Origin of the sequence: Kitasatospora sp. NPDC005748 (genome assembly GCF_040630735.1) — a bacterium.
Classification (GTDB): Bacteria; Actinomycetota; Actinomycetes; order Streptomycetales; family Streptomycetaceae; genus Kitasatospora.
In genome coordinates this window covers 39,039-59,969 of the sequence record NZ_JBEXYD010000032.1, presented here as the reverse complement: position 1 = coordinate 59,969, position 20,931 = coordinate 39,039, and the positions used below count along the sequence as shown (strand labels likewise).

21 protein-coding genes and 2 tRNA genes are annotated in these 20,931 nt (G+C 72.6%); 20 read left to right on the top strand and 3 right to left on the bottom strand.

Annotation, left to right across the window (positions count from 1 at the left end; translation table 11 throughout):
• Positions 1–9 precede the first annotated feature (9 nt).
• The 3 genes from ABZ495_RS22595 (at position 10) to ABZ495_RS22585 (ending at position 998) form a co-directional block, all read left to right on the top strand.
• Positions 10–534 carry a TIGR02611 family protein gene (locus ABZ495_RS22595; RefSeq protein WP_359837709.1) on the top strand — a complete coding sequence of 175 codons (525 nt, stop codon included), beginning with the start codon at positions 10–12 and terminating at the stop codon, positions 532–534.
• Between the two features lie 111 nt (positions 535–645).
• Positions 646–717, top strand: a tRNA-Val gene (locus tag ABZ495_RS22590).
• Between the two features lie 209 nt (positions 718–926).
• Positions 927–998, top strand: a tRNA-Val gene (locus tag ABZ495_RS22585).
• A 109-nt stretch (positions 999–1,107) separates the two neighbouring features.
• Here the strand turns inward: ABZ495_RS22585 and ABZ495_RS22580 are convergent.
• Complete coding sequence (locus ABZ495_RS22580) at positions 1,108–1,875, bottom strand: 3'-5' exonuclease (RefSeq protein ID WP_352293261.1); 768 nt, start codon at positions 1,873–1,875, stop codon at positions 1,108–1,110.
• Positions 1,876–2,026: 151 nt separating this feature from the next.
• On the opposite strand from ABZ495_RS22580, the gene ABZ495_RS22575 reads away from it, so the two are divergent.
• The 4 genes from ABZ495_RS22575 (at position 2,027) to ABZ495_RS22560 (ending at position 6,499) form a co-directional block, all read left to right on the top strand.
• Positions 2,027–2,581 (top strand): DUF4365 domain-containing protein, encoded by a 555-nt coding sequence (locus ABZ495_RS22575; protein WP_329486837.1) that lies wholly within the window; start codon positions 2,027–2,029, stop codon positions 2,579–2,581.
• A 31-nt stretch (positions 2,582–2,612) separates the two neighbouring features.
• Positions 2,613–3,785, top strand: coding sequence for a hypothetical protein (locus ABZ495_RS22570; RefSeq protein WP_359808772.1), 1,173 nt, complete (start codon positions 2,613–2,615; stop codon positions 3,783–3,785).
• An 87-nt stretch (positions 3,786–3,872) separates the two neighbouring features.
• A complete protein-coding gene (thrS, locus tag ABZ495_RS22565) occupies positions 3,873–5,852 on the top strand; it encodes a threonine--tRNA ligase (RefSeq protein ID WP_359808770.1) in 1,980 nt (659 codons plus the stop codon).
• Positions 5,853–5,938: 86 nt separating this feature from the next.
• Entirely contained in the window at positions 5,939–6,499 is a 561-nt protein-coding gene (locus ABZ495_RS22560) for an HIT domain-containing protein (RefSeq protein WP_329486834.1), read from the top strand.
• Positions 6,500–6,590: 91 nt separating this feature from the next.
• Here the strand turns inward: ABZ495_RS22560 and ABZ495_RS22555 are convergent, their stop codons facing one another.
• On the bottom strand, positions 6,591–8,237 hold the full coding sequence (locus tag ABZ495_RS22555; RefSeq protein WP_359837707.1) for a hypothetical protein: 1,647 nt from the start codon (positions 8,235–8,237) through the stop codon (positions 6,591–6,593).
• A gap of 184 nt (positions 8,238–8,421) precedes the next feature.
• On the opposite strand from ABZ495_RS22555, the gene ABZ495_RS22550 reads away from it, so the two are divergent.
• Complete coding sequence (locus tag ABZ495_RS22550) at positions 8,422–8,856, top strand: DUF393 domain-containing protein (protein WP_359837704.1); 435 nt, start codon at positions 8,422–8,424, stop codon at positions 8,854–8,856.
• A 13-nt stretch (positions 8,857–8,869) separates the two neighbouring features.
• Here the strand turns inward: ABZ495_RS22550 and ABZ495_RS22545 are convergent, their stop codons facing one another.
• Positions 8,870–10,918, bottom strand: a complete 2,049-nt coding sequence (locus tag ABZ495_RS22545; protein WP_359837701.1) for an elongation factor G-like protein EF-G2 — start codon at positions 10,916–10,918, stop codon at positions 8,870–8,872.
• A 278-nt stretch (positions 10,919–11,196) separates the two neighbouring features.
• Between ABZ495_RS22545 and pgsA the strand changes: the two genes are divergently transcribed.
• The 12 genes from pgsA to yajC all read left to right on the top strand — a co-directional run bounded on the left by pgsA (position 11,197) and on the right by yajC (position 20,884).
• Positions 11,197–11,844, top strand: coding sequence for a phosphatidylinositol phosphate synthase (gene pgsA / locus ABZ495_RS22540; protein WP_359808765.1), 648 nt, complete (start codon positions 11,197–11,199; stop codon positions 11,842–11,844).
• Positions 11,844–12,836, top strand: a complete 993-nt coding sequence (locus tag ABZ495_RS22535; RefSeq protein ID WP_359808764.1) for a phosphatidylinositol mannoside acyltransferase — start codon at positions 11,844–11,846, stop codon at positions 12,834–12,836. Before pgsA ends, ABZ495_RS22535 begins: the two co-directional genes overlap by 1 nt.
• Before the next feature lie 40 nt (positions 12,837–12,876).
• On the top strand, positions 12,877–14,061 hold the full coding sequence (locus ABZ495_RS22530) for a glycosyltransferase family 4 protein (protein WP_359837699.1): 1,185 nt from the start codon (positions 12,877–12,879) through the stop codon (positions 14,059–14,061).
• 97 nt (positions 14,062–14,158) lie between these two features.
• Positions 14,159–14,533, top strand: coding sequence for an isomerase (locus ABZ495_RS22525; protein ID WP_359808760.1), 375 nt, complete (start codon positions 14,159–14,161; stop codon positions 14,531–14,533).
• A gap of 28 nt (positions 14,534–14,561) precedes the next feature.
• The gene (locus ABZ495_RS22520) at positions 14,562–15,107 is read left to right on the top strand and encodes a hypothetical protein (RefSeq protein ID WP_329486823.1); all 546 of its coding nucleotides are present in this window, start codon (positions 14,562–14,564) and stop codon (positions 15,105–15,107) included.
• Between the two features lie 155 nt (positions 15,108–15,262).
• Positions 15,263–16,174: a pyridoxal 5'-phosphate synthase lyase subunit PdxS gene (gene pdxS, locus ABZ495_RS22515; protein ID WP_329486822.1), complete on the top strand. Its 912-nt coding sequence runs from the start codon at positions 15,263–15,265 to the stop codon at positions 16,172–16,174.
• A 96-nt stretch (positions 16,175–16,270) separates the two neighbouring features.
• On the top strand, positions 16,271–16,894 hold the full coding sequence (pdxT, locus tag ABZ495_RS22510) for a pyridoxal 5'-phosphate synthase glutaminase subunit PdxT (protein ID WP_329486821.1): 624 nt from the start codon (positions 16,271–16,273) through the stop codon (positions 16,892–16,894).
• A gap of 99 nt (positions 16,895–16,993) precedes the next feature.
• Complete coding sequence (locus ABZ495_RS22505) at positions 16,994–17,752, top strand: YebC/PmpR family DNA-binding transcriptional regulator (protein WP_329486820.1); 759 nt, start codon at positions 16,994–16,996, stop codon at positions 17,750–17,752.
• A 130-nt stretch (positions 17,753–17,882) separates the two neighbouring features.
• Positions 17,883–18,476: a crossover junction endodeoxyribonuclease RuvC gene (gene ruvC / locus ABZ495_RS22500; RefSeq protein ID WP_329486819.1), complete on the top strand. Its 594-nt coding sequence runs from the start codon at positions 17,883–17,885 to the stop codon at positions 18,474–18,476.
• Positions 18,473–19,084, top strand: coding sequence for a Holliday junction branch migration protein RuvA (ruvA, locus tag ABZ495_RS22495; protein ID WP_329486818.1), 612 nt, complete (start codon positions 18,473–18,475; stop codon positions 19,082–19,084). Before ruvC ends, ruvA begins: the two co-directional genes overlap by 4 nt.
• A gap of 69 nt (positions 19,085–19,153) precedes the next feature.
• Positions 19,154–20,230: a Holliday junction branch migration DNA helicase RuvB gene (gene ruvB / locus ABZ495_RS22490; protein WP_329486817.1), complete on the top strand. Its 1,077-nt coding sequence runs from the start codon at positions 19,154–19,156 to the stop codon at positions 20,228–20,230.
• Between the two features lie 246 nt (positions 20,231–20,476).
• A complete protein-coding gene (gene yajC, locus ABZ495_RS22485) occupies positions 20,477–20,884 on the top strand; it encodes a preprotein translocase subunit YajC (RefSeq protein ID WP_329486816.1) in 408 nt (135 codons plus the stop codon).
• Positions 20,885–20,931: the final 47 nt, after the last annotated feature.

Sequence of the window (20,931 nt, the reverse complement as noted above, 5' to 3'; positions counted from 1 at the left end):
TTTCCTGGCATGACTGTGCGAAGCGACAAGGCGCGCGGGAACGCGGGCGGGAACACGAGAACGGGTGATGCGGTCGTGCCGGACGACTCGGGGGTACACACGCCGGACGGGGACGGCGACGGGGACGGGGCGGGGGACGCGGCGGGCGCCGACGGCGGCCGGCCGCTGGGCTCGCGCGCGCCGCACTTCATCCGGCGGTCCAGGCCGCTGCACCTGAGCTGGCAGGTGGCCGTCTTCCTGGTCGGCCTGGCGGTGGTGGTGGCCGGGGTGATCATGCTGCCGCTGCCCGGCCCCGGCTGGGTGGTCATCTTCCTGGGTATGGGCGTCTGGGCCACCGAGTTCGTCTGGGCCCAGCTGGCCCTGCGCTGGACCCGCCGCAAGGTGGCCGAGGCGGCGCAGAAGGCGATGGACCCGAGGGTCCGCCGCCGCAACATCACACTCACCGCGATCGGCCTGGCGGTGATCGCCGGGATCGGCGCCTGGTACCTCTGGAAGTACGGGCTCACCATGCCCTGGAAGATCGACCGGCACTGACCCGGCCGCGGCGACCGGTGGCGGCCCGTTCGGGTGACGGGTCGGGGCGGGGGCCCGGGGCGGGCGTGTTCGGAGCACCCCGGGGGATGCGGTAATGTTTTCCCTGCACCCGGGCGATTAGCTCAGCGGGAGAGCACTTCGTTCACACCGAAGGGGTCACTGGTTCGATCCCAGTATCGCCCACTGGAATGCATTGTGATATGTGAGGCCCAGTCGATTATCGGCTGGGCCTCACATGTATTTCCGCAATCCCGTGAACTGCCGCCGGAGAATCGGACTGAGGCGCAGTCACCTTCCGCGCGGAGCGCGAGTTCTGCCGATGCGCCGGCCGCCCGGGCTGGTGCGAGTTGTACGACACCCCCCGAATGGTGCTACTGTTCTTCTCGTTGCCCGGGCGATTAGCTCAGCGGGAGAGCACTTCGTTCACACCGAAGGGGTCACTGGTTCGATCCCAGTATCGCCCACCGGACAGCACGCAGGCCCCGATCGGATACCGATCGGGGCCTGTTGCGTTCGTGGACCGAGCGACCGAGCGACCGATCCGGCGAGCGCCTGCCGTCGCATCCGGTCCGGCTACGCCGCGACCTCGCAGCTGTGCTCCGCCGACAGCCGCCGTCCGCACCCGCAGCGGGCCGGGCGCAACGGCCAGGAGAAGTCCACCCGCTCCGGCGTCCCCGAGCGGTCGAACCAGTTCTGCAGCCCCCGGGCCTGCGCGGCGTGCCAGACCGCCTGCCGCAGGTGCAGCTCGGCCGCCGACAGCCCGCCCAGTGCCGCCGGGTAGCGCGCGCCGATCGTCCGGACCAGCCCCAGGGCCGCCGTCGCGTCGGCCGCCGCGTCGTGCGCCCCGGTCAGCTCCACCCCGTAGTGCGCGCACAGGTCGGTCAGCGTGCGCCGGCCCTTGCGGTAGCGGTCCACGTGCTTGTCCAGCACCCGGGGATCGAGCACCAGCAGCCCGTCCGGGCCGAGGGCGTCCGCCAGCGCGGTGGCCCGGTGGCGGCGCAACTCCCGGTCCAGCAGCGTCAGATCGTACGGCGCATTCATCACCACCACGGGATGCCCCGCGCGGCTCTGCTCGGCGAGGGCGCGGGCGATCTCCGCCACCACCGTCTGCGCCGGGCGGCCGTGCGCGCGCACCCGCTCGTCGCCGATGCCGTGGATCGCCCGGGCGCCGTCGGGTATCGGCACGCCCGGATCGGCCAGCCAGGAAGTGGTCCGCGGTGCCGCGCCCGGGCTGAGTTGGACGACCAGGGCGGCCGAGACGATCCGGTCGGTCTCGACGTCCACGCCGGTGGTCTCGGTGTCGAAGGAGGCGAGCGGACCGGTGTACCAGTGCTGCTGCATGACTGCCCCTCAGGTACTGCGATTCCCGCCCGGGTGATACCCGCTCCTGACGCCCCTTCAACCGTTTGGCCCTGTCCGGGCCGGGCACCCTGCGATCAGACGACCCGTTCGAATCCGGACGGGCCCGCGGGCCGGGGGAGGCTACGGGGCGATGACGCTGACAGAGCCGCAGCCCGACGGGGCGGCGGCCGTCCTGCGGGGCGATCTGGCCGTGACGGCCTGCATGGAGACACTGCAGGTCGGCTACCTGCACGCGGTGGCGGCGGCGGCCGGCTGCTCGCTGTCCCAGCCCTTCCCCGACAACGGCATCGACTGGCAGGTCAGCCACGGCTCGCGCGCCCACGCGGTGGACGACGAGGTCACCGTCAAGATCCAGCTGAAGGCCACCGCACAGATCGCACCCGATCCGCGCGGACCCTTCTTCAGCTTCACCCTGGACAACGACCACCTGCGCAAGCTCGCGCGGGAGCGGGTCGCGGTGCCCCGGATCCTGGTCGTGATGCTGCTGCCGCGCCGGGTCGACCGCTGGCTCTCGGCCGGCCCGGACGCGCTGGAGCTGCGGCACTGCTGTTACTGGGTCAACCTGGCCGGACACCCGGTCACCGGGCAGCGGCGGACCAACGTCCGGGTGCCCACCGCGAAGGTGTTCGACGACCGGGCACTGTGCGACATCATGGCGCGGGTCGGCGCGGGCGGCAGCCCGTGACGGCCCCGCCCCGGCGGGGAGGAGCAGGACCATGACGCTGCCACACGGGCCGCAGGAGGCCTCCCGGGCGCTGCCCGACCCGGCGGCCGTCGACCCGGCGGTGCTCACCACGCTGCTCGCCCGGCACGGCTGGGTCCGGCGCGGCGGCCCCTCGGCCCGGTACGGCCGCTGGACGCCCCCGGGCGACTCCGACCCGGGCACCAGCCTGCTGGTCCCGGCCGGGGAGGGCTTCGACGACGCCGTCGAGCTGCTCGCCGACGCCGTCACCGCACTGTCGCGCTCCCGCAGCCCGTCCGCCCGCTCGATCCTGCTCGCCCTGGCGGTGCCGGGGGACGAGCTGCAGTGGCGGCGCGAACTCCCCGGGCCGGCCGGCACCGTGCCCTGGGACGGCGCCGAGCGGCTCCAGCGGGCGGCCCGGGCGATGCTGGCGGCCGGCGCCAAGGCCGGGCGGACCAGGGCCGCCTACTTCGGCGCCCGGCTGGACACCTGGGCCGGGGACTTCCTGGAGCAGGTCCTGGTGGTCGGCGGCGGTCCGGCGGCGGACGGCGCCGCCGGACTCACCGCGTACACCCCGGCGCCCGAGGGGCGGGCGGTGGTCACCACCCTGGTCCGGGCCCTGGAGGCGCTGCGGGACGCCGTGGACTACCGGCGGGTCAGCGGCGGCCCGGAGGCCTTCGAGAACGCGGTGCAGGCGGGCGTCAGCCGGGAGCTGGTGCAGTCCGTCGAGGACCTGGTGCGCGGCGCCACGGCGGCCCAGCTGTCCGTCGCCTGGTCGGCCGCCGTCGGCCCGCCCGGCGGTTTCGGCGACCGGCGGATCGCCCTGGAGTTCTCGCCCGGGGACCTGCCCGCGCTGGAGGAGGCGGCCGCCCTGCTGGAGCGGATCGAACCGGCGGTCGCCGTCACCGTGGTCGGCCTGGTCGTCCGGCTCAAGCGCGCCGACCCCGCCGGACCGGGCACCGTCCGGCTGAAGGTGCTCGGCGGCGCGGAGGTCAGCGAGGTCCGGGTGCGGCTCGCCGACCCCGCCTACCGGGTGGCCGTCGAGGCCCACCTGGTCGGGGCTCCGGTGCGGGTCAGCGGCCGGTTGGAGCGCCGCGGCGGGTTCCGGCGGCTCACCCACCCGGGAGCGCTGGAGCCGTGCGGTCTGGAGGAGGCCGAGCGGGAGCGGCTGCTGAAGACCCTGGGAGAAGGGGGAGCGGGGGCGTAGGTGCACGGTGGGGGTGGTGCTCTCGGTACCATCGTCACGCGCAGCGCCGTGTTGCGTCCTATGAATCCAGCACGTCAGGAGAGACCGGTGACGGACGTCCGGGTAATCATCAACCGCGAACCCGATCGGGAAGAGCGCGTGGTGACCACGGGCACTACGGCCGCCGAGCTCTTCGCCGACGACCGCTCGATCATCGCCGCGCGCATCGCCGGCCAGCTCAAGGACCTCGCGTACGCCGTGCAGGACGGCGACGAGGTCGAGCCGGTCGAGATCGGCAGCAAGGACGGCCTGGACATCCTGCGCCACTCCACCGCGCACGTCATGGCCCAGGCCGTGCAGCAGCTCTTCCCGGAGGCGAAGCTCGGCATCGGCCCGCCGGTCAAGGACGGCTTCTACTACGACTTCGACGTCGAGAAGCCGTTCCACCCCGATGACCTCAAGGCCATCGAGAAGAAGATGCAGGAGATCATCAAGAAGGGCCAGAAGTTCTCCCGCCGGGTGGTCACCGACGAGGCCGCCGCCGAGGAGCTGGCCGCCGAGCCGTACAAGCTGGAGCTGATCGGCCTCAAGGGCTCCGCCGCCACCGCCGGCGAGGGCGCCGACGTCGAGGTCGGCGCGGGCGAGCTGACCATCTACGACAACCTGGACGCCAAGAGCGGCGACCTCTGCTGGGGCGACCTCTGCCGCGGCCCGCACCTGCCGTCCACCCGGCACATCCCGGCCTTCAAGCTGATGCGCAACGCCGCCGCCTACTGGCGCGGCAGCGAGCGCAACCCCATGCTGCAGCGCATCTACGGCACCGCCTGGCCGACCAAGGACGAGCTGAAGGCGCACCTCGACTTCCTGGTCGAGGCCGAGAAGCGCGACCACCGCAAGCTCGGCAACGAGCTCGACCTCTTCTCCATCCCCGAGGAGATCGGCTCCGGCCTCGCCGTCTTCCACCCCAGGGGCGGCATCATCCGCCGCGCCATGGAGGACTACTCGCGCCGCCGGCACGAGGAGGAGGGCTACGAGTTCGTCTACACCCCGCACGCCACCAAGGGGAAGCTCTTCGAGAAGAGCGGCCACCTGGACTGGTACGCGGACGGTATGTACCCGCCCATGCAGCTCGACGAGGGCGTGGACTACTACCTGAAGCCCATGAACTGCCCGATGCACAACCTGATCTTCGACGCGCGCGGCCGCTCGTACCGTGAACTGCCGCTGCGCCTCTTCGAGTTCGGCACGGTGTACCGGTACGAGAAGTCCGGCGTGGTGCACGGCCTGACCCGCGCCCGCGGCTTCACCCAGGACGACGCGCACATCTACTGCACCCGTGAGCAGATGGCGGAGGAGCTCGACTCCACGCTGACCTTCGTGCTCAACCTGCTGCGGGACTACGGTCTGACCGACTTCTACCTGGAGCTCTCCACCAAGGACCCGGTCAAGTTCGTCGGTTCGGACGAGGCCTGGGAGGAGGCCACCGCCGTGCTCGCGAACGTGGCCGAGAAGCAGGGCCTGCCGCTGGTCCCGGACCCGGGCGGCGCGGCCTTCTACGGCCCGAAGATCTCCGTCCAGGCGAAGGACGCGATCGGCCGGACCTGGCAGATGTCGACCATTCAGCTCGACTTCAACCTGCCCGAGCGCTTCGACCTGGAGTACACGGCGGCGGACGGCTCGCGTCAGCGGCCGGTCATGATCCACCGTGCGCTGTTCGGCTCGATCGAGCGGTTCTTCGCGGTGCTGCTGGAGCACTACGCCGGCGCCATGCCGCCGTGGCTGGCCCCGGTCACCGTGACCGGCATCCCGATCACCGACGAGCACGTGCCGTACCTGCTGGAGGTCGCGGCCGAGCTGAAGAAGCGCGGTATCCGGGTCGAGGTCGACACCTCGGACGACCGGATGCAGAAGAAGATCCGGAACGCCCAGAAGAGCAAGGTGCCGTTCATGCTGATCGCGGGCAACGACGACGTCGAGGCGGGCGCGGTGTCGTTCCGCTACCGCAACGGCGAGCAGAAGAACGGCGTGCCGCTCGCCGAGGCGGTCGCCGAGATCGTCGACGCGGTGGAGCGTCGCGTCCAGGTGTGACCTCCCGCCCCGCGTCAGCGGGGTTCGCGGGGCAGTCTCCACACGGAGTCTGCCCCGCACTGCTTTGCAAGCCACGCCGGGCGAATATGCTGATCAGCATGACGACTGAGCCGGAACTGCAGCGGGGCGTCGGCGAGCCGGACGGCTTCCGCCGCCTGTGGACCCCCCATCGGATGGCCTACATCCAGGGCGAGAACAAGCCCACCGGTCCGGCTCCGGACGACGGTTGTCCGTTCTGCTCGATCCCGTCGCTGAGCGACGAGGAAGGGCTGGTCGTCGCGCGCGGGAACTCCGTGTTCGCGGTGCTCAACCTGTACCCGTACAACGGCGGGCACCTGATGGTGGTCCCGTACCGGCACGTCGCGGACTACACCGAGCTGGACGACGCGGAGACGGCCGAGCTGGCCGTGTTCACCAAGAAGGCGATGGCGGCGCTGCGGGCGGCCTCGGGCGCGCACGGGTTCAACATCGGGATGAACCAGGGCGCGGCGGCGGGCGCCGGGATCGCGGCGCACCTGCACCAGCACGTGGTGCCGCGCTGGGGCGGGGACACCAACTTCATGCCGGTGGTCGGCCACACCAAGGTGCTGCCGCAGCTGCTGGCGGACACCCGCAAGATGCTGGCCGAGGCCTGGCCGCAGGGCTGAACCGCAGGGCTGGACCACAGGGCTGGACCACAGGGAAAGGGGCCCGCCGGAGAACCGGTGGGCCCCTTTCCCCTGCTCTGCGTCGGGCCGCTCAGCCCGCGTCGTACTGGTCGACCTTGTAGGGCCGGGTGCCCTGCGCCTCGGACTTGATGATCGAGGCGCGGTTCTTGAAGAAGCGCTCGGTGTCGAGGTCGTGCTCCTCCAGGAACTCCAGCACGGCCGCGTGGACGGCGGTGAGCACCGGGGTGGCGGCGTTGAGCGCGTTGTCGGTCATCGACCGGGTGTTCCAGGGCGGTGCGGCCCAGACGTGGCGCAGGCCGAACGGCTCGGGCAGGCCGAGGCCGCCGCCGAGCCAGGCGAGCAGTCCGGGGCTGCGGTGGAGGGGGGCGCGGACGGCCTGCCGGACCACCTCGTCGTTGTCGATCAGCGGGAGCTTGACCGTCCGCTCCTCCCAGAACTTCAGGCTCTTCGGGACGGACTTCTCCTTGTCCTTGGGCTTGTCGGAGAAGACGCCGTTGACCGGGCCGAGCGCGTAGCCGGCCACGCTGACGTTCATGGTGTGCGCGAGCAGGACGACGGTGACGGTGAAGGTGAGCACCAGCTTGCCGTCGTGGGTGACGAACTGGGTGGCGAGGTAGTGCCGGGGGCCGCCGGGGAAGGTCTGCTTGTCCGCTATGGCCTGGACGGCGAAGTCGCGCATCCGGTCGCCGTCCATGTCGGCGTTGCCGGGGCGGCCGATCTCGTCGGCGCCCTCGCCGACCTCGAAGACCACCCACTGCTTGACGGCGACGTTGGGAATGCCGCTGTTGGCGACCTCACTGATGCCGAGGCCCTTGAGGTGCCCGGCGATCTTGCGGACGAGGTCCCAGGGGTGGAACGCGCGGAAGTCGGCGTGGCCCTCGGCCGGGCGCAGGGCGTCGACCATCTTCCACTCGCCCCAGCGCCGGCCGGCGCCGAGGATCCCCTTGGGACCGGCGTAGTGCTGGATGTTGGTGTCCTGCTCGGCTTCGAGCCGGCCGAGCTTGGCGCGCAGGTCGGCGGCCTTCTTGTCCAGGTCGTCGCGCGGGACGGCCATGGGGACGGTCGCGGCCACGGCGTTGCCCTCGACGAGGTCGCGCCAGCGGTTGCGCAGGTCGACGGCGGTGCCGACGACGATGCGCTTGGCGAGGTACCAGCCGACGACCGGTGCGAGCATCACGACGCGCAGGTAGACGCCCAACAGGCCGCCGGCGGGCGGCTTGAGGGCGAGCAGCACGCCGACGGCGGCCGCCACGAGGAGGACCACCGCGCCGACGACGCCGGCGTTCCTGGGGCTGTCCCGCTTGAGCCAGGCGCGGAGCTGGAAGGCGCCGAGCCAGACCAGGGCGCCGGGCAGGAAGAGCAGACCGGTGACGAGGGTGACGGTGGTGAGCCGGCGGTCCCGGGCGGCGCGCAGGTCCTCGGCGGCCAGGCAGTGCTCGACGATCTGCCGGGTGTCGATGCCGAAGGACGGGACGAGGGGCTTGCGGTCGCCGCCGAGGGTGCGTCCGATCACGGCGCGGCTGAAGGCCTCGCCGAGGTTGGGGCGGAAGAGGGCGAAGCGGCCCTTCTTCTCGGTGGCGTTGGCGACGGTCTCGACGAAGCCGCGGACCTCGCCGTCGCGGTAGGCGGCCGAGGAGAGCGCCTGGGTGACGGCGGTCTGCGGGCCGGTGTCGGTCCGGGGTATCTGCGCACCCGGGGTCATGTCGAGTGTCGTCACGGTGGCTTCCCCTCCTCCCCTTGTCAGCGGCAGGTTACCGCGCCGCGGTACCGGCGCGCGGATGATCGTCTGAAGTGCCGTCACGTTCGGGCCAGTACGCGCTCGTGGGGCATGATGCCCACCTTTGCGCCGTGCGATACCCGTGTGCGGGGGGTGGACGGGCGCAATGGTGCACGATGGGCGCATGGGCCGTACGGAGGGAGCCGTGATGAAGGATCCGGTGCTGGTTTTCGACGGGGACTGCGCGTTCTGCACCACGTGTGCCGGCTGGGCGGAGCGGTACCTGCGCCAGACCCTGGCGTCGGGCGGCTGGGAGGCGGAGCCGTTCCAGTTCGCGGATCTCGCCGGGCTGGACGCGCTGGCCGGCGGGCGCGGCGAGGTGTCCTGGGAGCGGGCCGGGCGCGAGGTGCTCTGGGTGACGCCGGCCGGCCGGGTGTACGGCGGTGCGCAGGCGGTGGCGCGGCTGCTGATGCGGTCGGGCGGGGTCTGGGCGTACCTGGGCGGGGTACTGGCGCTGGCGCCGGTGCGGCCGCTCGCGGACGTGCTGTACCGCTGGGTGGCGAAGAACCGGCACCGGATGCCGGGCGGGACGCCGGCCTGCGCGCTGCCGAGGCGCTGAGGCCGCGGGACCGTCAGGCGGTGTGCTTGGCCGCGAGGGCGGCGGGCATGGGTTCGTGGCGCAGATGGGCGCGGGAGAACTCGGCGGTGCCGTGGGTGAGGGAGCGCAGGTCGACGGGGTAGCGGGCGAGTTCGAGCTCGGGGACCTCGGCGCGGAGCAGGGTGAGGCCCGGGCCGCCGGTCTCGGTGCCGAGGACCCGGCCGCGGCGGGCGGAGAGGTCGCCGAGGACGGCGCCGAGGTAGTCGTCGGGCAGCAGGACGCTGACCGCGGAGACCGGTTCGAGCAGTCGGATGACGGCGTGTTCCGCGGCGTCGCGCAGGGCGAGGGCGGCGGCGTTCTGGAAGGCGGAGTCGGAGGAGTCGACGGAGTGCGCCTTGCCGTCGGTGAGGGTGACCCGGATGTCGACGAGCGGGTACCCGGCGCCGACGCCCTTGGCGAGCTGGGCGCGGACGCCCTTCTCCACCGAGGGGATGAAGTGCTTGGGCACGGCGCCGCCGACGACGTGTTCCCGGAACTCGAAGCCGGCGCCGGCCGGCAGCGGTTCGACCTCCAGCTCGCAGATCGCGTACTGGCCGTGGCCGCCGGACTGCTTGACCAGTCGGCCGTGGCCGGCGGCGGCGGTGCCGAAGGTCTCGCGCAGGGCGACCTTGGGTTCGACGGTGTCGACGTGGACGCCGTGCCGGCCGCGGAGCCGGTCGAGGACGACCTCGGCGTGGGCCTCGCCGGTGCACCAGAGGACCAGCTGGTGGGTGTCGGGGTTCTGTTCCAGGCGCAGCGCCGGGTCTTCGGCGGTGAGCCGGGCGAGGGCCTGGGAGAGCCGGTCGTCGTCGCCCTTGCCGTGCGCCTCGATGGCGATCGGCAGGAGCGGTTCGGGCAGTGGCCAGCCGTCGAGCTTCACGGGGTGGCCGGGTTCGTGGACGGTGTCGCCGGGGCGGGCGGTGCTGACCTTGGCGGCGCAGACGAGGTCTCCGGCGACGGCGTGCGGGACGGGCCGCTGGAGCTTGCCGAACGGGCTGGTGAGGCCGGTGACGCGTTCGTCGCCGGTCTGGTCCTCGGGGTGGTCGGGGCCGGTGAGGTGGATGTGGGTGTCGGGGCGCAGGGTGCCGGCGTAGATCCGCAGCAGGCTGATCCGGCCGACGTAGGCGTCGGCCGTGACGCGGACGACCTGGGCGGCGAGGGGGGCGTCGGGGTCGCAGTCGGGGCCGGGGCGGGTGCGTTCGGTGGGGTCGGGGAACGCGGTGGTGATGAGGTCGAGGAGTTCGGCCGAGCCGAGGCCGCGGTCGGTGGTGGGCAGGGCGGGGTGCAGGGCGCAGGCGAGGACTTCGCGGCGCAGACCGGCTTCGAGGGCGTCGGCGTCGAGCGGTTCGCCGGCGAGGTAGCGCTCCATGAGGGTGTCGTCCTGGCCGGAGATGGCTTCGACGAGGCTCTCGCGGGCGGGGCCGGTGTCGGGCAGCGGTTCGGCCTCGCCGTAGGTGCGGCCGGTGAGCAGGTCGACGGTGCCGGCGGGGTGGCCGTCGTGGTGGACGGGGAGGAAGAGCGGGCGCAGGGTGTCCGGGCCGAGCCCGAAGGCATCGTGGCAGGCCGTGAGGATGTCGTCGAAGTCGCTGCGGGCGATGTCGAACTTGGCGACGGCGATGGCGCGGGGGATGCCTTCGGCGGCGCACTCGCGCCAGAGGGCGCGGGTGGGGGTGGTGACCGGGTCGGTGGCCGAGACGACGAAGACGGCGCCGTCGGCGGCGTGCAGGGCGGCCCGCAGGTCGGCGGTGAAGTCGGGGTGGCCGGGCGGGTCGATCAGGTTGACCTTGACGCCGTTCCATTCGAGGGGGAGCAGCGAGAGCTGGACGGAGCGCTGCTGCTGGTGCTCGATGTCCTCGTGGTCGGAGACGGTGTTGCCGTCGGTGACGCGGCCGGCCCGGCCGAGGGCGCCGGCGGTGAGGGCGAGGGATTCGGCGAGGGTGGTCTTGCCCACGCCGCTGCAGCCGATGAGGACGACGTTGCGCAGCTGTCCGGGGTCGGTGACGCTGGGCGCCTGGCCGGATCGTGCGGTGCTGCGGTCGGGCATCGGGGTCTCCTCCCGTCGCGCCGAGGCTGACGTGAAAAGTCTAGGGGCGGTGTTCGCGGGGGCGCGTGTTCTGGGGGTTCGCGGTGACCGGGTGTGTGCGGCCGTGCGCCAGGGGTCGCGGGAGGGCGGGCGGTGGGGGCGGGCGGGCGGTGCGGTGCGCGGAGGGGTGTCGCGGGCGTGGCTACGATGGGTGCGCCGGGTGGGCTGATCCGTCCGGCCGTCTGCCGCGTACTCCGCCGCAGGCGGGTACCAGGGAGATCGGAGCGGTCCGGAAGGCCATGCTCAACAAATACGCGCGTGCCTTCTTCACACGTGTCCTGACCCCGTTCGCCGCGTTCCTGATCCGGCTGGGTGTGAGCCCGGACGCCGTGACGCTGATCGGTACCGCCGGTTCGGTCGCCGGTGCGCTGGTGTTCTTCCCGCGTGGGGAGTTCTTCTGGGGCACCATCACGATCACGCTGTTCATCTTCTCGGACCTGGTGGACGGGAACATGGCGCGGCAGCTGGGCCGGTCCACCAAGTGGGGTGCCTTCCTGGACTCCACGCTGGACCGGGTCGCGGACGCCGCGATCTTCGGCGGGCTGGCGATGTGGTACGCGGGCGGGGGCGACAACGACCTGCTCTGTGCCGTGGCGATCTTCTGCCTGGCCAGCGGCCTGGTGGTCTCGTACACCAAGGCGCGGGCGGAGAGCCAGGGGCTGCCGTGTGATGTGTCGGGGCTGGTGGAGCGGGCCGAGCGGCTGGTGATCAGTCTGGTCGCGGCCGGCGTCACGGGTCTGCACACCTTCGGGGTGCCCTATGTGGAGTGGCTGTTGCCGGTGGCGCTGTGGCTGGTGGCCGCGGGCAGCCTGGTCACGGTGTTCCAGCGGATGCTGACGGTGCGCCGCGAGGCGTTCGAGGCCGACCGAGCGGCGGCCGGGAGCTGATGGGGGGCGGGCCTTCGGTGAAGGACCGACTGGTGTACTCGGCCTACGCGTCGGGCTGGGCGGTGCTGCGGCACCTGCCGGAGCCGGTGGCGCGGGGCCTGTTCGACCGGATCGCCGACTTCGCCTGGCGCAGGCGCGGCAAGCGGGTGCTCCAGCTGGAGGCGAACCTGCGGCGGGTCCGGCCGGGGCTGGACGAGGCCGGGCTGCGGGAGTTGTCGCGGGCCGGGATGCGGTCGTACATGCGGTACTGGATGGAGTCCTTCCGGTTGCCGGTGTGGAGCCGGCAGCGGGTGGCCCGGGATGTGCAGGTGGCCGGCTTCGAGCAGCTGCGGGAGGCGATGGAGTCCGGCCGCGGCGCGGTCGTCGCCTTGCCGCACATGGGGAACTGGGACCTCGCGGGCGCCTGGGTGGCGCTGGAGGGGTACCCGTTCACCACGGTCGCGGAGCGGCTGAAGCCCGAGAAGCTGTTCGACCGCTTCGTGGCGTTCCGGGAGAGCCTGGGCATGGAGGTGCTCGCGTTGACCGGCGGCGGGGTGAACGTCGTCGGTACGCTGGCCCGCCGGCTGCGGGAGGGGAAGCTGGTCTGCCTGGTCGGCGACCGGGACCTCTCGGAGGCCGGGATCGAGGTGTCCTTCTTCGGGGAGGCGACCAGGATGCCGGCCGGTCCGGCGGCGCTCTGCCAGCGGACCGGGGCGGCGCTGCTGCCGGTCTCGCTCTGGTACGACGGCCCGCTGCTGCGGGCGCGGATCCACCCCGAGATCGTTCCGCCGCCGGAGGGGGACCGCAAGGAGAAGACCCAGGCGATGGTGCAGGCCATGGCTGACGTCTGGGAGCAGGGGATCCGCGAGCACCCCGAGGACTGGCACATGCTGCAGCGGTTCTGGCTGGCGGACCTGCCGGTCCGCGCGGCGGTGGAGGAGCCGGCGCGGCCGGCCGGCGCCGCCCGCCCCGCTCCGGCCGGCGAGCCCGCCGCCGAGGCCTCCGGGCCCTGACCCGCCGCACCCGCCGCACCTACAGGATCACGAGGAACCAGTGAAGATCGGCATCGTCTGCCCGTACGACTGGGACGTTCCCGGCGGGGTGCAGTTCCACATCCGGGACCTGGCCGAGCACCTGATCGGCCTCGGCCACGAGGTGTCGGTGCTGGCGCCCGCGGAGGACGACGAGGCGCTGCCGCCGTACGTGGTCTCGGCGGGGCGGGCGGTGGCGGTGCCGTACAACGGCTCGGTCGCGCGGCTGAGCTTCGGCATCCTCTCGGCGGCCAGGGTCCGGCGCTGGCTGAACGAGGGCCGGTTCGACATCCTGCACGTGCACGAGCCGGCCTCGCCGAGCCTGTCGATGCTGGCCGCCTGGTCGGCGTCGGGGCCGATGGTCGGCACCTTCCACACGTCCAATCCGCGGTCGCGGGCGATGATCGCGGCCTCGCCGATCCTGCAGCCCGGCCTGGAGAAGATGCGGGCGCGGATCGCGGTGAGCGAGTACGCCCGGCGGACCCTGGTGGAGCACCTGGGCGGGGACGCGGTGGTGATTCCCAACGGGGTGGACGTCGGCTTCTTCGCGGAGGCGGAGCCGGACGCGCGCTGGACGGGTGGGGCGGCGTCCGGCGAGCCCGGCACGATCGGTTTCATCGGCCGGATCAACGAGCCGCGCAAGGGCCTGCCGACGCTGCTGGCGGCCCTGCCGCGGATCCTGGCCGAGCGGCCGGGGGTGCGGCTGCTGGTGGCCGGCAAGGGCGACGAGGAGGAGGCGGTCGCCGGCCTGGCGCCGGAGGTCCGCGCGCAGGTGGAGTTCCTCGGCATGGTGAGCGACCGGGACAAGGCCCGGCTGCTGCGCAGCGTCGACCTGTACGTGGCGCCGAACACCGGTGGCGAGAGCTTCGGGATCATCCTGGTGGAGGCGATGTCGGCGGGCGCCCCGGTGCTGGCGAGCGACCTGGACGCGTTCAAGCAGGTGCTGGACGGCGGGGACGCGGGGGAGCTGTTCCCGGTGGAGGACGCGGACGCGCTGGCCGCGGCGGCACTGCGGCTGCTGGGGGACCCGGGTCGCCTGGAGGAGCTGCGCAAGGCGGCGTCCCGGCACGTGCGGCGGTTCGACTGGTCGACGGTCGGTGCGGACATCCTGTCGGTGTACGAGACGGTGACGGCCGGCGCGGTGGCGGTGGTCGGCGAGGACGAGCGCGGCGGCCGGCGCGGGCGGTTCGGGCTGGCCCGGGACTGACCTCCGGCGTCCGGGGGCCGGTCGGCCGGGAATCGGCGGGGGCCGTCCGGGGTTGGGCTGCCTGAACCACCGATCATCGTGACCCTGGAGGCACCGGATGCCGCAGATCTCCGTCGACTACTCCCCGAGCCTGTCCGGCGCCTTCGACCGGCGTGCGCTGGGCCTGGCGATCAACCGGCTGGTGGTGAAGACCATCGACGCGAGCCCGGAGGCGTGCAAGACGGTCTTCCGCGAGGTGCGGGAGTTCGTGGTGGGCGTCGAGGACGGCGAGGGCGCGGGCGACGCCCAGGTGTACGTCGAGTTCCAGATCTTCCCGGGCCGTACCCCGGAGGCGAAGGCGGCGCTCGGCGACGCCGTGCTGGCGCTGCTGGCGGAGCGGATCGCGCCGGCGCCGGGCACCCGGCTGTTCACCGCGGTGAACGTCGAGGACATCGACCGCGCCAGCTACCGGAGTGCCACCGCCGAGGGCTGACGCCGGGCACCCGGTAGCGTAGCGCCCCGTGACTACCTGGATCTGGGCCGCCGTGGCCGTGGTGCTGTTCGGCATGTACCTGAGTTGGACGGCCGGCCGACTGGACCGGCTGCACGCCCGGATCGACGCCGCCCGGGCGGCGCTGGACGCGCAGCTGGTCCGGCGGGCCTCGGTCGCGATCGAGCTGGCGGCCTCCTCGCTGCTGGACCCGGCGGCCTCGCTGCTGCTGCTGGACGCGGCGCACGCGGCCCGGCAGGCCGACGACGAGCAGCGCGAGGTGGCGGAGAGCCAGTTGAGCATGGCGCTGCGGGCGGTGTTCGCCGAGCCGGAGCAGGTCGCGGTGCTGGTGGCCGAGCCGGGCGGCGAGGAGGCGGTCAAGGAGCTGACGGCCGCGGTGCGCCGGGTGCCGATGGCGCGGCGGTTCCACAACGACGCGGTGCGTGCGGCCCGGGCGGTGCGCGAACACCGGCTGGTGCGCTACTTCCGGCTGGCGGGCAAGGCACCGTTCCCGATGGCCTTCGAGATGGACGACGCCCCGCCGTCGGCGCTGACCCCGGAGGGTGCTCCGGCCTGAGGAGCGGGCGTCTCACAGGCCGGACCGGGTGTGCCCGGATCCGGCCTGTTTGTCGTATCCCGTCGGCCAGCCTGGACTTGATGGCGCATGGAAAGACCATTTCTTCCGCCTACCATAGGGCGATAGCACTGGTTCATCTTCGAGTGAGGTCTCACGTGTCCACCACCCCCACCACCGCAGACCAGCCGCAGATCGGTACCGCCCGGGTCAAGCGCGGCATGGCCGAGCAGCTCAAGGGCGGTGTGATCATGGACGTGGTCAACGCCGAGCAGGCCAAGATCGCCGAGGATGCCGGCGCTGTCGCCGTCATGGCGCTGGAGCGGGTGCCCGCCGACATCCGCAAGGACGGCGGCGTCGCGCGCATGTCGGACCCGAACATGATCGAGGAGATCATCGCCGCGGTCTCGATCCCGGTCATGGCGAAGTCCCGGATCGGCCACTTCGTCGAGGCCCAGGTCCTGCAGTCGCTCGGCGTGGACTACATCGACGAGTCCGAGGTGCTGACCCCGGCCGACGAGGTGAACCACTCGGACAAGTGGGCGTTCACCACGCCGTTCGTCTGTGGTGCCACCAACCTGGGCGAGGCCCTGCGCCGCATCGCCGAGGGTGCGGCCATGATCCGCTCCAAGGGCGAGGCCGGCACCGGCAACGTCGTCGAGGCGGTCCGCCACCTGCGCCAGATCAAGAACGAGATCGCCCGGCTGCGCGGCTACGACAACAACGAGCTGTTCGCCGCCGCCAAGGAGCTGCGCGCTCCGTACGAGCTGGTCAAGGAGGTCGCCGAGCTCGGCAAGCTGCCGGTCGTGCTGTTCTCCGCCGGTGGTGTGGCCACCCCGGCCGACGCCGCGCTGATGCGCCAGCTCGGTGCCGAGGGCGTCTTCGTCGGCTCCGGCATCTTCAAGTCGGGCGACCCGGCCAAGCGTGCCGCCGCGATCGTCAAGGCCACCACCTTCTTCGACGACCCGAAGATCATCGCGGACGCCTCCCGCAACCTGGGCGAGGCCATGGTCGGCATCAACTGCGACACCCTTCCCGAGAGCGAGCGCTACGCCAACCGCGGCTGGTAGTCGGCCCCGCGCCAAGCGCCGGCCCGCCGCAGCGCCTCGGCGCGCGGCGGGCCGCGCCACGTACACACGACGTAACGATCGAAGAGGTTTGAGACCGTGAGCACTCCAGTCATCGGCGTCCTCGCCCTGCAGGGCGATGTCCGCGAGCACCTGGTCGCGCTGGCCGAGGCCGACGCGCTCGCCCGCCCGGTGCGCCGTGCCGAGGAGCTGGCCGAGGTCGACGCGCTGGTGATCCCCGGCGGGGAGTCCACCACCATGTCCAAGCTGGCCCTGCTGTTCGGCGTGATGGACCCGCTGCGCGAGCGGGTCGCCGGGGGCATGCCGGTCTACGGCACCTGCGCGGGCATGATCATGCTGGCCGACAAGATCCTGGACGGCCGCGACGACCAGGAGACCGTGGGCGGCATCGACATGACCGTGCGCCGCAACGCCTTCGGCCGCCAGAACGAGTCCTTCGAGTCCGGCATCGCCTTCCGCGGCCTGGACGACGCCCCGGTGCACGGCGTGTTCATCCGCGCCCCCTGGGTCGAGGCCGTCGGCGCGGGCGTCGAGGTACTGGCCGAGCTGCCGGCCGCCGACGGTCCGGAGAGCCGCGTCGTCGCCGTCCGCCAGGGCAACCTGCTGGCGACCTCCTTCCACCCCGAGCTCACCGGCGACCACCGGGTGCACGGCTACTTCGTGCGGATGGTCGAGGAGCACCTGGCGGCGGCGGCCCGGTAACGCTTCGCCGCCGCACGCGGACCGTGTGCACCCCACCGGCGGCGGCACCGGTAAGATCCGTCCTGTTCATTTCCCTTTGGCGACGTAAAGGAGCTGGCGATGTCCGGCCACTCTAAGTGGGCTACCACCAAGCACAAGAAGGCCGTGATCGACGCCAAGCGCGGCAAGCTCTTCGCCAAGATGATCAAGAACATCGAGGTGGCGGCGCGCACCGGCGGCGGCGACCCGGCCGGCAACCCCACGCTGTACGACGCCATCCAGAAGGCGAAGAAGAGCTCCGTCCCGATCGACAACATCAACCGCGCCGTCAAGCGCGGCTCGGGCGCGGAGGCCGGCGGGGCCGACTACTCGACGATCATGTACGAGGGCTACGGCCCGAACGGTGTCGCCGTCCTCATCGAGTGCCTCACCGACAACCGCAACCGCGCCGCCTCCGACGTGCGCGTGGCGATGACCCGCAACGGCGGCTCGATGGCCGACCCGGGCTCGGTCTCGTACCTGTTCAACCGCAAGGGCGTCGTGATCGTCCCCAAGGCCGACGGCGTCGACGAGGACAAGCTGTTCGAGGTCGTCCTCGACCAGGAGCCCGAGGAGATCAACGACCTCGGCGAGTCCTTCGAGATCGTCTCCGAGGCCTCGAAGATGGTCGCCGTCCGGACCGCGCTGGTGGACGCCGGTGTCGACTACGACTCGGCCGAGGCCAACTTCCTCCCGAGCATGCAGGTCGAGCTGGACGTCGACGGCGCCCGCAAGATCCTGAAGCTGATCGACGCCCTGGAGGACAGCGACGACGTGCAGAACGTCTTCGCCAACTTCGACATCAGCGACGAGGTCGGTGCGCAGCTCGACGCCGAGTGATCGTGCCCACTCCCCGGCCCGGTGGTCCCACGACCACCGGGCCGGTGTCGTCGGTGGGACTGTCCGACCCTGGCGGTAGCCTTCGCAGGTCGCCACGGCGAGCGGCGCGTTTCGGAGAGGCGGGGTCGAGGTGCGAGTACTGGGTGTGGACCCGGGGCTGACCAGGTGCGGGATCGGGGTGGTCGACGGCGCGCCGGGCCGGCCGCTGAGGATGGTCGGCGTCGGGGTGGTGCGCACGCCCGCCGAGGCGGACATCGGGCCCCGGCTGCTGCTGGTCGAGCAGGGCATCGAGAGCTGGCTCGACGAGCATCGGCCCGACCTGGTCGCGGTCGAGCGGGTCTTCGCCCAGCACAACGTCCGCACCGTGATGGGCACCGCGCAGGCCAGCGCGGTCGCGATGCTCTGCGCCACCCGGCGCGGCATCCCCGTCACCCTGCACACCCCCAGCGAGGTGAAGGCCGCCGTCACCGGCTCCGGCCGGGCCGACAAGGCCCAGGTCACCGCCATGGTGCAGCGGCTGCTGCGACTGGACGCCCCGCCCAAGCCGGCCGACGCCGCCGACGCGCTGGCGCTGGCCATCTGCCACATCTGGCGCGGCGGCGCGAGCGACCGGATCGCCGCGGCGCTCGCCAAGGCGGCGCCCGCCAGGACCGCGCCCGGCGCGGCCGCGCCCGCCGCCCGGGCCCCGTACTCCGCACGATCCCCCCGAGGAGCCGCTCGATGATCGCCTTCGTCCAAGGGCCGGTGGCCGCCGTCAGCGGCGGCACCGTCGTCGTCGAGGTCGGCGGCGTCGGCATGGCCGTCCAGTGCACCCCGGCGACCGCGGCCGGCCTGCGCCTCGGGGAGCCGGCCCGGCTCGCCACCTCGCTGGTCGTCCGGGAGGACTCGCTCACGCTGTACGGCTTCGCCGACGACGACGAGCGGGCCGTCTTCGAGATCCTCCAGGCCGCGCCCGGTGTCGGGCCGCGCCTGGCCCAGGCCATGCTCGGCGTGCACAGCCCGGACGAGCTGCGCGCCGCCGTCGCCGCCGGGAACGAGAAGGCGCTGATCGCCGTCCCCGGTATCGGCAAGGCGAAGGCCGCCAAGCTGCTGTTGGAGTACAAGGACAAGCTGGGCGCCCCGCACGGCAGCGTCCCGGCCCAGAAGCCGATCGCCGCGGGGCCCGCGCCGTGGAGCGAGCAGCTGCACGCCGCCCTGGTCGGCCTCGGCTACGCGCCGCGCGAGGCGGACGAGGCGGTCACTGCCGTCGCCCCCGAGGCCGAGGCGCAGGCCGTCACCGATGTGGGCGCGCTGCTCAGGGCCGCGCTGCGGACCCTCAACCGGACGCGCTGACGCCGCGTCGGCCACCGCCCTCCACCGAACCGACCATCTGTCACCTTGTCGACATTGGAGCCCGCACCGATGAGCCCGTACGACTCCGACCCGGCCGACCGGCTGGTGACGGCCGCCGCCGACGGCGAGGACCAGGCGGTCGAGGCGGCGCTGCGCCCCAAGCAGCTGGACGAGTTCATCGGCCAGGAGCGGGTGCGCGAGCAGCTGTCCCTGGTGCTGCAGGCCGCCCGGCAGCGCGGGACCGCGCCGGACCACGTGCTGCTCAGCGGTCCGCCCGGGCTCGGCAAGACCACCCTTTCCATGATCATCGCGGCCGAGCTGGGCGCCCCGATCCGGATCACCTCGGGCCCGGCCATCCAGCACGCCGGCGACCTGGCCGCGATCCTCTCCTCGCTCTCCGAGGGCGAGGTGCTCTTCCTGGACGAGATCCACCGGATGTCCCGGCCGGCGGAGGAGATGCTCTACATGGCGATGGAGGACTTCCGGGTCGACGTGATCGTCGGCAAGGGCCCGGGCGCCACCGCCATCCCGCTGGAGCTGCCGCCGTTCACGCTGGTCGGCGCGACCACCCGGGCCGGGCTGCTGCCGCCGCCGCTGCGCGACCGGTTCGGCTTCACCGGCCACATGGAGTTCTACGCGCCCGCCGAGCTGGAGCGGGTGGTGCACCGCTCGGCCGCCCTGCTGGACGTCGAGATCGACCCGGCCGGCGCCGCCGAGATCGCCGGCCGCTCCCGGGGCACCCCGCGGATCGCCAACCGGCTGCTGCGCCGGGTCCGCGACTTCGCGCAGGTCCGGCACGACGGGGTGGTCACCCCGGAGATCGCCGCCCGGGCGCTGGACGTCTACGAGGTGGACGCCCGCGGTCTGGACCGGCTGGACCGCGCGGTGCTGGACGCGCTGCTGCGGCTGTTCGGCGGCGGACCGGTCGGCCTGTCGACCCTGGCGGTCGCGGTGGGTGAGGAGTCCGAGACGGTCGAGGAGGTCGCCGAGCCGTTCCTGGTCCGCGAGGGCCTGCTGGCCCGGACCCCGCGCGGCCGGATCGCCACCGCCGCCGCGTGGCAGCACCTCGGCCTGACCCCGCCGGTTCAGACCACCAGGGGCGCGGTACCGGCCCAGTCGGAACTTTTCCCGGCGGACGAGGGCTGAACGGGTGACACCGGGGCGATCGGGGCGCGCGGACGCCTGAGCAGGTCCGCGCGGAGAAGCCGGGGGAGAAGTCCGGGGAATCTGTGCAGGCGCAGGCTCGCCACTTTCGGCGGCAGGATGCGATGCTTGGCGTTGTCCGATCAGTTCGGGGTCGCCTAGACTCCGCCGGACCGCCCCTCTCACCTGACGGGCCGACCATTACCACACAGGCCGCCGGCCGGCGGCCCGTAAAGGACCCTGGCTGCAGTGAACCTCATCATCCTTCTCCTCCCGATCATCGCGATCGTGCTCATGTTCCGGTCGCAGAAGAAGCGCCAGCAGCAGCAGGCGAGCATGCAGACCGCGCTGGAGCCCGGGGCGGGAGTGCGCACCATCGGCGGCCTGTACGCCCAGGTGAAGGCGGTCAACGAGGAGACCGTCGAGCTGGAGATCGCGCCCGGCGTGGTCACCCACTTCACCAAGAGCGCGGTGGCGGCGGTCCTGGACCCGCAGGAGTACGACGCGATCATCAACGGTCGCCCCGCCGTGGACGAGCTGTCCGAGCCGGAGGCCGAGGACGCCGACGTCGAGCCGGTCGAGGACAAGCCGCTGACGCTCACCAAGGACAGCGCCGACAAGGGCGACGTCGAGGGCGCTGGTCCCGCGACCAAGTAGTACGGCCGGGCACCCGCCCGGCCGCGCGGCGCAATCAGTAGTGCCGC

Excerpts from the sequence above, each read along its gene's own strand:
- ruvB (WP_329486817.1), top strand. The coding sequence starts at position 19,154 with ATGAGCCCGTACGACTCCGACCCGGCCGACCGGCTGGTGACGGCCGCC.
- ABZ495_RS22505 (WP_329486820.1), top strand. The coding sequence starts at position 16,994 with ATGTCCGGCCACTCTAAGTGGGCTACCACCAAGCACAAGAAGGCCGTG.
- ABZ495_RS22535 (WP_359808764.1), top strand. The coding sequence starts at position 11,844 with ATGGGGGGCGGGCCTTCGGTGAAGGACCGACTGGTGTACTCGGCCTAC.
- ABZ495_RS22580 (WP_352293261.1), bottom strand. The coding sequence starts at position 1,875 with ATGCAGCAGCACTGGTACACCGGTCCGCTCGCCTCCTTCGACACCGAG.
- pgsA (WP_359808765.1), top strand. The coding sequence starts at position 11,197 with ATGCTCAACAAATACGCGCGTGCCTTCTTCACACGTGTCCTGACCCCG.
- ruvA (WP_329486818.1), top strand. The coding sequence starts at position 18,473 with ATGATCGCCTTCGTCCAAGGGCCGGTGGCCGCCGTCAGCGGCGGCACC.
- ABZ495_RS22560 (WP_329486834.1), top strand. The coding sequence starts at position 5,939 with ATGCTGATCAGCATGACGACTGAGCCGGAACTGCAGCGGGGCGTCGGC.
- ABZ495_RS22570 (WP_359808772.1), top strand. The coding sequence starts at position 2,613 with ATGACGCTGCCACACGGGCCGCAGGAGGCCTCCCGGGCGCTGCCCGAC.
- ABZ495_RS22525 (WP_359808760.1), top strand. The coding sequence starts at position 14,159 with ATGCCGCAGATCTCCGTCGACTACTCCCCGAGCCTGTCCGGCGCCTTC.
- ABZ495_RS22545 (WP_359837701.1), bottom strand. The coding sequence starts at position 10,918 with ATGCCCGACCGCAGCACCGCACGATCCGGCCAGGCGCCCAGCGTCACC.
- ABZ495_RS22595 (WP_359837709.1), top strand. The coding sequence starts at position 10 with ATGACTGTGCGAAGCGACAAGGCGCGCGGGAACGCGGGCGGGAACACG.
- ABZ495_RS22550 (WP_359837704.1), top strand. The coding sequence starts at position 8,422 with ATGGGCCGTACGGAGGGAGCCGTGATGAAGGATCCGGTGCTGGTTTTC.
- ABZ495_RS22575 (WP_329486837.1), top strand. The coding sequence starts at position 2,027 with ATGACGCTGACAGAGCCGCAGCCCGACGGGGCGGCGGCCGTCCTGCGG.